The following is a 13092-nucleotide window of genomic DNA, read 5'->3' as shown; positions in this document are numbered from 1 at the left end:
CATGCGCTGCTGCGCCGGGGACAGCGGCACCAGCTGGGCGGTCTCACCGGTCGGCAGGGTTACCGGCGCGGGACGCTCCTGCGCCACCAGCGGCGCGCGGCTGCCGGTGCCGACACGCGATTCCAGTTGCGCCGCAAGGGCGGCCACGGTGGTGGCCTCGAAGATCGTGCGCAGCGGGATATCGGCATCGAGCGCGGCGGACAGTCGGGATATCACCTGGGTGGCAATGAGCGAGTTGCCACCGAGCTCGAAGAAATCGTCGTCCAGACCGATCGCTCCGCCTCCCGGCGCTTGATCGCCGCCGAGCACACCGGCGAAGACACCGGCGACCGTCTGCTGCACCGGGGTGACCGGGGCGCGGTACACCTTGGCCGCGAAGGACGGCGAAGGCAGCGCCCGGCGATCCAGCTTGCCGGAGGCATTGAGCGGGAAGGCATCCAGCACCACGAAGGCGGCCGGAACCATATAGGCCGGAAGCTGCTGCGACAGCGTGTCCTTCACAGCCTCCAGGTCGATCCGGCCATCTGCGGCAACAACATACGCGACCAGGTGATCCGCTCCGCCTCCCCGCGCTTCGGTGCGCTCGTCATGGCGGACGACAACAACGGACTGCGCGACGTCGGGCAGCGCGGTGAGCGCGGCTTCGATCTCGCCGAGCTCGATGCGCAGACCGCGCAGCTTCACCTGGAAGTCGGTGCGGCCCAGGTATTCCAGCTCACCCGCGCCGGTCCAGACCACGAGGTCACCGGTGCGGTACATGCGTGCACCGGAGCCGAAGGGATTGGCCACGAAGCGATCCGCGGTCAGGTCGGGGCGCGCCACATAGGCGGTGGCGAGCTGATCGCCCGCGAGATAGAGCTCACCCGCGACACCCACCGGAACAGGGCGGAGCCGCGAATCCAGCACGTACACCTGGGTATTGAAGACCGGAGCACCGATCGGCACCGTGGTGATGTCCGCGTCGGTGACCTCGTGATAGGTGACATCGACGGCGGCTTCGGTGGGACCGTACAGGTTGTGCAGGCGCGCACCGGTCAGCTCGCGCAACTTCTGCGCCGTCGGCCCGGGCAGGCCCTCACCGGAGGCGAAGACATTGCGCAGGCTCGTTGCGTCGGCAACACCGTCCTCGGCTACGAACACAGCAAGCATGGACGGCACGAAGTGCACCGTCGTGACCTGCTCGGTGGTGATGAGCCGCACCAGGTAGGCGGGATCGCGATGGCCGTCCGGCTTGGCGATCACCAGGCGGGCGCCGACCTGCAAGGGCCAGAAGAACTCCCACACCGAGACGTCGAAGGTGGCGGGCGTCTTCTGCAGCACCACGTCGTAGGCGGCCAGCCCGTACTGGGCGTGCATCCACACCAGGCGGTTGACTATGGCGGCGTGCGAGACCGCGACGCCCTTGGGGCGACCGGTGGAACCGGACGTGAAGATCACGTACGCGGTGTTCGCCGGATGCAGCGGGGTGCGGCGGTCGGCATCGGTGATCGGGGTGCCGGCGAAGGCCGAAAGGTCCAGCTGGTCGATGCGAACCTGGCGGGTCGTTATGCCTTCCAGGTCTGCGACGCCTGCCAAGTCGTCGCCGGAGGTCAGCACGCAGACCGGTTGCGCCGTCTCCAGGATGTACCGGGTGCGCTCGGCCGGGTGATCCGGGTCCAGCGGCACATACGCGCCACCGGCGACGGTGACGGCGTACATGCCCGCGACCAGATCGATGGAGCGGCGCATACCCAGCGCCACAAAGGATTCCGGCCCGACACCCTCTGCGATGAGCCAGCGGGCGAGCTGCCGCACCCGAGCGGCGAACTCGGAATAGGAGAGGCTGGTGCCCTCGAACGTGACAGCTGTCGCGTCGGGAGTCAGTGCGACCTGGGCATCGAAGAGTGAAACCAGCGTTGCCGCAGCGCCTTCCGAGACCTCCGGCAGCGCCGCGTCCAGCTCGAAGGCGGTGTCGTTCCAGCCTGTCAGCACACGCCAGCGCTCGCTGTCGCCGAGCAGCTCCATATCGCCGACACGCACTGACGGATCGGCGACCACCGCGGTCAGCATACGAACGAACCGGCGCGCGAAGACCTCCGCGAAGCGATCGTCGAAAAGGTCGGTGGCGAAGACGAGTTCGGCAGCCATCGCCGCGGCATCGGAGCCTTGGCCTGCCACCGCACCATCGGTGACTTCACTCAGCGTCAGCTGCAGATCGAATTTGGCCGACTGCTGGTCGACGCCCAGCTCGGAAACGCTCAGACCCGGCAGCTCCAGCGCGGTGCGGCCCAGATTCTGGAACGACAGCATGACCTGGAACAGCGGATGCCGCGCCTGCGACCGGGCCGGGTTCAGGACGTCGACAAGACGCTCGAACGGCACATCGGCGTGCGCGAAGGCCTGCAGATCGCGCTCGCGCACCTTCTTCAGCAGGTCGGCGAAGCTCGCGCTGGTATCCACCGGCGAACGCAGCACCAGGGTATTGACGAACATGCCGACCAGATCATCGAGCGCCTGCTCGCCACGACCGGCCACCGGAATACCGACGGCAATGTCATCGGTGCCGCTCAATCGCGCCAGCAGCGCGGCAAAGGCACTGTGCACGACCATGAACAGCGTGGTGCCCTGCTGCTTCGCCACCCGCTGCAGCCCGGTGATGAGCTCACCCGATACCTCGAAGCGGTGCGTGCCCGCCTCGTAGGAGGCGACGGCGGGACGCGGCTTGGTGGACAGGCGCAGCTCGTCCGGCAAACCGCCGAGCGTCTCGCGCCAGTAGTCCAACTGCTCGGTGATGAGCGAGCGCGGATCTTCCTCGGAACCGAGGGTTTCCCGCTGCCACAGCGCGTAATCCGCGTACTGCACCGGCAGTTCCGGCCAGCCCGGGGCCTCGCCATTGCTGCGCGCCACGTACCCGGTCATGAGGTCGCGGACAAGCGGGTTCATCGAGAAGCCGTCGGCGGCAATGTGATGCGCCACCAGCACCAGCACGTGGTCGTCGTCCGCGAGCCGGAAGGCACGCAAGCGCACCGGAGGTTCGGTGGTCACATCGAAACCACGCCCGGCGAAATCGTAGACCGCGGCGAAGAGTTCGCCCTCGGCCACATCCCGCACCTCGAGCTGCGGAATGGCGCGAGCGGTGGGCAGTACCTTCTGGTAGGCGACGCCCTCGTAGGACGGGTAGATGGTGCGCAGCGATTCGTGCCGCGCCATCACATCGGCGATCGCACCGCGCAGCGCGGCGAGATCCAGTGCGCCGGTCAGCCTTACGGCCGCCGGGATATTGTTCGCGGCCGAATCGGTGTCGAACCGGTTCAGGAACCACATGCGCTGCTGCGCGAGCGACAGCGGCGGGTACTCCGGCCGGGTACGCACCGTAAGCGCCTGGCGCACACCGGTTCCGGCATGCGATTCGACGCGCGCGGCCAGCGCGCCCACGGTCGGCGCCTCGAAGAGTGCGCGCACACCGATCTCGGCGCTCAGCGCGGCGGACAGTCGTGCGACCACCTGGGTGGCGACGAGCGAGTTGCCGCCCAGTTCGAAGAAGTCGTCGTCCACGCCAACACGCTCGGCGCCGAGCAGTTCGCCGAAGATCGCGGCGATGATCTCTTCGATCGGGGTGGAGGGCGCCCGGAAGCGCTTGGCCTCGAAAACCGGTGCGGGCAGGGCCTTGCGGTCCAGCTTGCCGGAGGCATTGACCGGGAAACCGTCCAGCACCACGATCGCGGACGGGACCATATAGCCCGGCAGCGAGCGACCCAGCGCACCCTTGACCGCGTCGATATCGACAACGGCAGCATCTGATTCGCGGCCCGCCGCAGCGGGTTCACGGACCACATAGCCGACAAGCTGATCACCGGCATGGGCATCGGCCCGCACCACTACGACCGACTGGGCGACACCGTGCTGCGCCAGCAGCGCGGCCTCGATCTCGCCGAGCTCGATGCGCAGACCGCGCAGCTTCACCTGGAAGTCGGTGCGGCCCAGGTACTCCAGCTCACCCGCGCCGGTCCACGTCACCAGGTCGCCGGTCCGGTACATGCGCGCACCGGTGGCCCCGAAGGGGTTGGCTACGAAGCGATCCGCGGACAGATCGGGGCGGCTGAGGTAACCGCGAGCCAGCTGATCGCCCGCGAGATAGAGCTCACCCGCGACACCCGGGGCGACCGGGTGCAGCCGGGCATCCAGCACATAGGTCTGGGTGTTCCATACCGGACGGCCGATGGGCACGAAGGCGGTGTCGGCGTCGACCACCTCGTGGTAGGTGACGTCGACCGCGGCCTCGGTGGGGCCGTACAGGTTGTGCAGTCGCGCACCGGTCAGCTCGCGCAGCTTCTGTGCGGTCGGCGCGGGCAGCGCCTCACCGGAGGCGAACACCTGACGCAGGCGCGGTGCGGCGACCGTGGAGTCGGCGCCCTCATTGCCCAGCGTGGCAACAAAGACCGAGAGCATGGACGGCACGAAGTGCGCGGTGGTGATGCCCTCTTCAGCAATAATCTGCGCGAGGTACACCGGATCGCGGTGGCCGTCCGGCTTCGCGACAACAAGACGCGCACCGGTCTGCAAGGGCCAGAAGAACTCCCACACGGACACGTCGAACGTGGCCGGAGTCTTCTGCAGCACAGCATCATCCGCGCCGATCGGGTACTCGCTCTGCATCCACAGCAGACGGTTCACGATCGCGGCGTGCTCCACGGCCACACCCTTGGGGCGGCCCGTCGAACCGGACGTGAAGATCACGTAGGCCGCGTGTTCGGGCCGGATGGCCTGTCCGCGTTCGGCATCGGTGATCGGCGCGGCCGAATATGCCTCGAGGTTGAGGGTCTCGACCTCGAGCACCGGAACATTCCGGCCGATGACGAAGTCGTCGCGGCCGGTGGTCAGAATGGCGACCGGGCGGGCGATATCGAGCACGTAGTCGATGCGCTCACCCGGCTGATCCGGATCCAGCGGCACGTACGCACCACCGGCCTCCAGCACCGCGTACATGGCGACCACAAGGTCGACGGACCGGCGGATGGCCAGTGCGACAAGCGATTCCGCGCCGACACCCTGCGCCATGAGCTTCCGGGCCAGGCGATGCACACGCCCCGAAAGCTCGGCGTAGGACAGCTCCACCCGTGCCTCGCTGCGCTCGGGTGTCCCCTCGAACACAACGGCAATCGCATCAGGGCTGGCCAGAGCCTGCGCCTCGAAGAGCGAAACCAGTGTCGCCGCATCGCCTTCCGGCAGTGCGGGCAGCACCTGGGCGAGCTCGAACCCGGTGTTGTTCCAGCCGGTGAGCACCTTGTCGCGCTCGCCCTCGACCAGCAGGTCGATATCGCCGAGCGGCTGTTCCGGATCGGCGACCACGGCATCCAGGATCAGATCCAGCCGGTGCGCGAACGCCGCAATGGTCGACTCGTCGAAAAGGTCACGCGCATAGGAGAACTCGGCTGACATGCCCGCGTTCTCACCGTTCGCGTCCTGCGCCTCCTGCAGCGTCAGCTGCAGATCGAACTTGGCCAGCTGGGCATCGTAATCGATGCCGTTGACCGAGAGTCCGGGCAGTTCCAGGCTGGCCTGCCGGGTGTTCTGGAAGGTCAGCATGACCTGGAACAGCGGGTGGCGGGCCTGCGAACGCGCCGGATTGAGCACCTCGACGAGCCGCTCGAACGGCACATCGGCGTGCGCGAAGGCGTGCAGATCGCTTTCCCGGGCCTGCGCCAGCAGGTCCGCGAAGGTCTTCTCGCTGTCCACCTCGCTGCGCAGCACCAGCGTATTGACGAACATGCCGATGAGGTCGTCGAGCGCCTGCTCGCCACGACCGTGCACCGGGGTGCCGATGGCGATATCGCTGGTGCCCGAGAGCCGCGCCAGCAGCACCGCGAGTGCACTGTGCAGCACCATGAACAGCGACGCATTGTGCCGGCGGCCCAGATCCACCAGGCGCTGCTGCGTCTCGGCGGAAATGGCGAACGGGTAGGTGCCGCCCTTGTAGGAGGCGGCGGGCGGGCGCGGGCGGTCCGAGGGCAGCACCAGCTCGTCCGGCAGATCGGCCAGGGTCTGGGCCCAGTAGCTGATCTGCTTGGAGATGAGCGAGCTCGGATCGTCCTCCGCACCGAGCACCTCGCGCTGCCACAGCGCGTAATCGGCATACTGCACCGGCAGTTCGGCCCAGGTGGGAGCCTCCCACGAGGTGCGCGCCGCATACGCGACCATGACATCGCGGGCCAGCGGGCCCATGGACCAGCCGTCCGCGGAGATGTGGTGCACCACCATGCCGAGCACGTACTCGGCCTCGCTGAGTTCGAACAGCGCCGCGTGCATCGGCACCTCGTCGGTGACGTCGAAGGCCATCGACGCCAGCTCGACCAGATGGTCGATGAGATTGGCCTGGGTGACCGGCACCGGGGTCAGGTCGGGCACGATCTGCGCGGCGTCCAGCACCAGCTGCATGGGGCCGTGCGCGGTCTCCGGGAAGACGGTGCGCAGCGACTCGTGCCGGTCGATGACGTCGATGACGGCGACCTGCAGCGCCGCCACATCCAGTTCGCCGGACAGCCGGATGGCGACCGGAATGTTATTGACCGCCGAGGCGGTATCGAAGCGATTCAGGAACCACATGCGCTGCTGCGCAAGGGAAAGCGGAATCTCCGCCGGGCGCTCCCGAGCCACCAGCGCCTTGCGCGCACCGTCACCGGCGTGCGATTCCACGCGGGCTGCCAGCGCCGCCACCGTGGCGGCCTCGAACAGCATGCGCACGGGGACGCGGGTATCCAGCGCGGTGCCCAGGCGGGTTGCCACCTGGGTGGCGATGAGCGAGTTGCCGCCGAGTTCGAAGAAGTCGTCGTCGACGCCGACGCGGGCGATGCCGAGGACTTCGCCGAAGATCTGGGCGACGATCTCTTCGATGGGTGTTGTCGGGGCCCGGAATTCGCGGACCTCGAACACCGGGCTGGGCAGGGCGCGGCGGTCCAGCTTGCCGGAGGCGTTGAGCGGGAAGGCTTCCAGGACCACGAACGCGCCCGGCACCATGTACGCGGGCAGGGTGCGGTGCAGCAGCGATTTGACGCTGTCGAGATCGACCGGGCCGCGAGTCACCACGTACGCGACGAGTTGATCGCCGGCGACGGTGTCGATGACCAGGACCACGGCCTGGTTGACCGACGGATGCCCGAGCAGCGCGGTTTCGATCTCGCCGAGCTCGATGCGCTGACCACGGAACTTCACCTGGAAGTCGGTGCGGCCGATGTATTCCAGCGCGCCGGCAGCGTTCCAGCGCACCAGGTCACCGGTGCGGTAGAGGCGGTCACCGGGTGCGCCGAAGGGGTCGGCGACAAACCGTTCGGCGCTCAGGTCGGGACGGCCGTAGTAGCCGCGTGCGACCTGTGCGCCACCGAGGTAGAGCTCGCCGGGTACTCCACCCGGGACCGGGCGCAGGCCCTCATCCAGGACGTAGGTGCGGGCGTTCCACACCGGTCGGCCGATCGGCACCGCAGCCGGTGTCGGGGTGGCGATCGGCGCGTAGGTGGCGTGGACGGTGAACTCGGTCGGGCCGTACAGGTTGTGCACGGCGGCGGTCGAGAAACGCCGGAACGCGGTCACGGTCGCGGGCGGCAGAGCTTCACCGGCGACGAGAACCGCACGCAGCGACAGGCATTCGGCGGCGGAGGCGCTGCTGGCGAACACGCTGAGCATGGACGGTACGAACGAGGTCAGGGTGACGCGGTGGTTGCCGATGACCTCGGACAGGTACATGGGGTCGCGGTGCCCGTCGGGCGCGGCGATGACCTGCTGCGCACCGACGGCGAGGGAACCGAAGAGTTCCCAGACCGAGACGTCGAAGGTGACCGGGGTCTTCTGCAGGATCACATCGGTGTCGTCGATGCCGTATTCGTTGGTGATCCAGGCGATCTGGTTCAGGACCGCGCTGTGCGGAACGGCGACGCCCTTGGGGCGGCCGGTGGAGCCGGAGGTGTAGAGCACGTACGCGGTGTTCGACGGACGCAAAGGCGCCACCCGATCCACGGAAGTGACCGGGGCATCGTCGAATTCGGTGAGATCCAGCGAGTCCACGTGCAGGACCAGGCAATCCGCGCTCTCCACCGCATCATCGGTGGTGGTGAGCAGGACGACCGGCTGCGAACTGGCCAGCACGTAGTCGGTGCGCTCGGCCGGATGATCGGGATCGACCGGCACATAGCCACCACCCGCGGTGAGGGTGGCGTAGATGGCGACCAGCATGTCGATCGAGCGGCGAATGCCGACGGCGACCAGGGTCTCCGGACCGACGCCTTCGGTTATGAGCTTGCGCGCCAGGCGATTCACCCGGCTGGAGAACTCGGCGTAGCTGAGGTCGGAGGGAGCGCCGAACATGCCGCTGCTGCGCTCGCCCGGATCGAAGATCAGAGCGGTGCCGTGCGGACGCAGGCGGACCTGCTCCTCGAACAAGTCCAGCACAGTTTGCGCGGAGGACAGCGAATGCTCGTTGCGGCTCCAGTCACCCAGGACGAGGGCGCGTTCGTCCTCGTTGAGAATGTCGATATCGCGCACCACGGTTTCCGGTGCGGCGACTGCGGTTTGCAGGATGCGCAGGTAGCGGTGACCGAATTCGGCGACGGTGCGCTCGTCGAACAGATCGGTGGCATAGGACAGCACCACCGAGAGCCCGGCCGGCTCACCGGCCATGCCGCGCTGTTCGGTCAGCGTCCACTGCAGGTCGAACTTGGCGATGTCGACTTCGAGCTCATCGGCGGAGACGGTCAGACCCGGCAGCTCCATGGAGCCGTGCGACATCTCCTGGAACGAGAGCATCACCTGGAACAGCGGATGGCGCGCTTGGGAACGGGTCGGGTTGATGACCTCGACAAGCCGCTCGAACGGCACATCGGTGCTGGCGAAGGCCGCCAGATCGGTTTCCCGGATACGGGAGAGGAAGTCGGTGAAACGCTCGGAACCCTCGACCTCGCTGCGCAACACCAAGGTGTTGACGAACATGCCGATCAGATCATCGAGAGCCTGTTCGCCACGACCGGCGACCGGGGTGCCGATGGAGATATCGCTGGTCCCCGACAGACGCGCCAGCAACACCGCCAGCGCCGAATGCATCACCATGAACAGCGAAACACCCTGCGCGCGAGCCAATCCCGAAAGCCGGGTATGCAGCTGCACCGGAATATCGAAGGTGACGCGGTTACCGCGGAAGCTCTGCACCGGCGGGCGCGGGCGATCGGCGGGCAGGTCGAGCTGATCGGGCAGCCCGGCCAGAGCCCCACGCCAGTAAGCGATCTGGCGCGCGGCCATGGAATCGGGATCGGCTTCCGAACCCAGCACCTCCCGCTGCCAGATGCTGAAGTCCTGGTACTGCACCGGCAGCGGAGCCCATGCGGGCTCCTGACCGGATACCCGCGCCAGATAGGCGGCGGTCATATCGCGCGAGAGCGGGCCGAACGAGAAACCGTCCGCCGCAATGTGATGCACCACAAAAGCCACGGCGTAATCGTTGAGCGCGACGCCGTCGGCCTCGTCCTCGATCGTCTCGCCGACCTGGAACACCCGCACCCGAATGGGCAGCTCACGCGAGACGTCGAAACCACGCGAGGCGAATTCGGCCAGGGCCGGGAACAATTCGGCCTCATCGATGGAGACGACCTCGATGCCGAGATCGACCTGATCGATGGGCAGTACCTGCTGCAGGCCACCGTCCCCGGATTCGGGGAAGATGGTGCGCAGCGATTCCTGGCGCGCCACCACATCGGTCAGCGCCAGCTGCAGCGCCTCGATATCGACCCGGCCGCGCAACCGCACTACGAACGGCAGGTTGTAGGTCGGCACATCGGGATCGAACTGATTGAGGAACCACATGCGCTGCTGTGCCAGCGACAGCGGCACCCGCTCGGGGCGCTGCTGAGCGACCAGCGGCGGACGCGAAATATCCGACGGCGCAATGGTTTCCATGCGGGCGGCAATGCCCGCGACGGTGGGCGTCTCGAACAGTGCGCGCACACCCAGGCGGGTGCTGAACGCGGCCGAGATGCGGGCCACCACCTGGGTGGCGACCAACGAGTTACCGCCCAGATCGAAGAAGTTGTCGTCGATGCCGACGCGCTCGTGGCCGAGTACATCGGCGAAGATGCCCGCCACGATTTCCTCGGCGGCGGTGCGTGGGGCCCGGTAGCCGGCGGCGTCCACACTGAACACCGGATCGGGCAGGGCCTTGCGGTCCAGCTTGCCGGAAGTATTGAGCGGGAACGCATCCAGCACCATGATCGAAGCCGGGACCATGTAGGTCGGCAGCTTCTCGGCGGCGAAGCGGGTGAGCTCGGGCGGGTCGATGCTCTGGCCGGGCATGGGCACCACGTAGGCGACCAACTGCTGGCCGGTGGCGGTGTCCATGACCAGCACGGCAGCCTGACTGACGGCCGGGTGCGCGAGCAGGTCGGTCTCGATCTCGCCGAGCTCGATGCGCTGACCACGGAACTTCACCTGGAAGTCGGTGCGGCCGATGTACTCGATGGCGCCGGCCGCCGCGTGCGGCGAATCGGATACCGTGTTCCAGCGCACCAGGTCACCGGTGCGGTACATGCGTTCGCCATCGGCCGACAGCGGGTTCGCGACAAAGCGATCCGAGGTCAGATCCGGGCGGCCCTTGTACCCGCGGGCGAGCTGACGCCCGCCGAGGTAGAGCTCACCCGCGGCACCGATGGCGGCCGGTCGCAACCGCGAATCCAGCACGTAGACATCGACATTCCACTCGGGCACACCGATCGGCACCGTGATGGTGTCGGCATCGGTGTTCTCCCAGTAGGTCACCGAGACCGCGGCTTCGGTGGGACCGTACAGGTTGTGCAGGCCCGCCGAACTCAGCGCCCGGAAGCTCGCACCGGTCTCCGGCGGCAGCGCCTCACCGATGACGAACACGCTCTTGAGCGAAACACACTGAGCGGCACTGGCATGCGCGACAAAAACCGTCAGCATGGACGGCACGAAGTCGGTGACCGTGACGCCGTGACGCTGGATGGTTTCCGCGACGTACACCGGGTCGCGGTGCCCGTCCGGGGTCGCGATGATCATCTTCGCGCCCACCATCAGCGGCAGGAAGTAACCCCACAGCGAGACGTCGAAGGTGGTCGCGGTCTTCTGCAGGTAGACATCGTCAGCCGTGAGCTGGTACTCGTCGAGCATCCAGAGTTCTTGGTTGACAATGGCGTGATGGGTGACCGCGACGCCCTTGGGGCGGCCGGTCGAGCCCGAGGTGTAGATGACGTAGGCGGTATTGAACGGCCGCAGCGGCGCGATCCGATCCGCATCCGTCACCGGAAGATCGGAGTAACCCGACACATCCAAGGTGTCGATCTGCAAGCGCCGCACCGACTGCGGCAGCTCGAGCCCGTCGCGTTCGGTCGTCAGAACACAGACCGGTGCCGCTGACTCGAGGATGTAGGCGGTGCGATCGGCCGGGTGATCCGGGTCGATCGGCACGTACGCGCCACCGGCGCGCAGCACCGCATGCATACCGACAACCAGGTCCAGCGAACGCCGCATACCCAGAGCGACAAGCGATTCCGGGCCGACACCATCAGCGATAAGGAAGCGTGCGAGGCGGTTCACCCGGGCGCCGAATTCGGCGTAGGTGAGGGTCGCACCCTCGAATTCGAGGGCGATATTGTCCGGCGTCAGCGGGATCTGGGCATCCAGCAGTGCAGGCAGCGTGGTCTCGGGGACCTCGTGATCCGCCGAATTCCACTCGACCAGCGTGCGGGTGCGCTCTGCCGCGGTGATGACGGGCAGACCCCACACCGGCTGCTCGGCCGAGGCCGACAGGAAGCGGTCGAAGAACTCCAGGAAACGCGAATGATGGCGCTGCGTCTCATTTTCGGAGTACAGGTTGGGGTTGGTCTCGAAGTCGATGTGGTTCCGGGTGCCGGCCACCGACTGATAGAAGTTGATGCCCAGGTCCTCGATGGAACCGGTGGACAGCACACTGAACTCACCCGTCACCGGGCCGAGGGTGACCTCATTGTGGAACAGCATGATATTGACCCAGGGCCCGAAGAACTCCCGGGTCACCACACCGTCACCCGCGCTGTCGCGGCGAATGTCCTCGTGCCGGTAGCGCTGATGCCGCAGGGCACCGGACACCGCGACGGTCACCTGCTTGAGCAGTGCGTCGATGCTGGTGTCGTGGCCCACGCGCAGCCGCAACGGAACGATATTCGATACCGCGCCACCGGAACGGCGCATGACGGCGGTGGTGCGCGCGGTCACCGGCAGCGAGAGGATGACGTCCTCGCTACCGGTCCACTGCGCCAGATAACCGGCGAAACCGGCGATCAGCAAAGCGGCAGGCGACGATTCGTGCACCGCTACCGCGGTCTCCAGCAGCGAGTTCTGATCGCTGGTGAGTGACGCGCTGGCAATACCGTTGATCGCGGCCGGCGGGGCGCTGCGGCCGGACAGACTTGTCCCCTCTTCCAGGCCCGCGACTCGCTCGGTCCAGTACTCCTTATCGGACTGGAAGCGGGTGCTGTCGCGGTAGGCGAACTCCTGCTCCACCAGCGTGCGCAGATCGGTCACCTTCGACGCGGCGGGCTCTTCGCCACGGAACCGCGCGGTGTAGATCTCCGCGACGCGAGTCATGTAGGTCATGGCGCCGAGGCCGTCGAGCACGATGTGGTGGACGCGGGCGTACCAGTAGTAGTGGTCCTCGCCCACCCGCAGCATGGCGGAACGAATCAGGCGGTCGGCGAGGATGTCCAGCGGGCGGCTGTAGTCATCGCGCATCCACTGCAGCGCGGCGGTGTGCGGATCCTCGGCAGTGCGCAGATCGACCTGGTAGATGGTGCGATCCAGATTCGGATCGACGATCTGCAGCGGTTCGCCATTGCGCTCGATAATGCGCAGGAAGCCGGAACCCACCTCGAGGGAACCGTCGACCATGGCCTGTTCTAGCAGCGGCACGTCGATCTCACCGCGCAGCTCGACGTACTGCGCGATATTGATCGGCACTTGCGGGTCCAGGTGCTGGGCGTACCAAATGCCCAGCTGAGCGGGCGACAGCGGAAACGCCTCGCCCGATCCCGGCGCGATTTCGCTGCCAGCTTCGCCGTTGCCGCCGAAATCTAGCCGGTCCAA

1 protein-coding gene (only partly in view) is annotated in these 13092 nt (G+C 67.1%); it reads right to left on the bottom strand.

Translation table 11 applies throughout. The features are described 5' to 3' along the window. Positions 1–13092 carry part of the coding region annotated (locus JWN03_RS09035) for a non-ribosomal peptide synthase/polyketide synthase (protein WP_297612519.1) on the bottom strand (this coding region is incomplete at its 3' end). Its footprint begins 17304 nt before the window's first position, so 13092 of the 30396 annotated nt are shown.

This window comes from Nocardia sp. (assembly GCF_025465275.1).
Lineage (GTDB): Bacteria > Actinomycetota > Actinomycetes > Mycobacteriales > Mycobacteriaceae > Nocardia.
The sequence above is the reverse complement of the archived record's forward strand: the minus strand, read 5'-3'. Positions and strand labels throughout refer to the sequence as shown.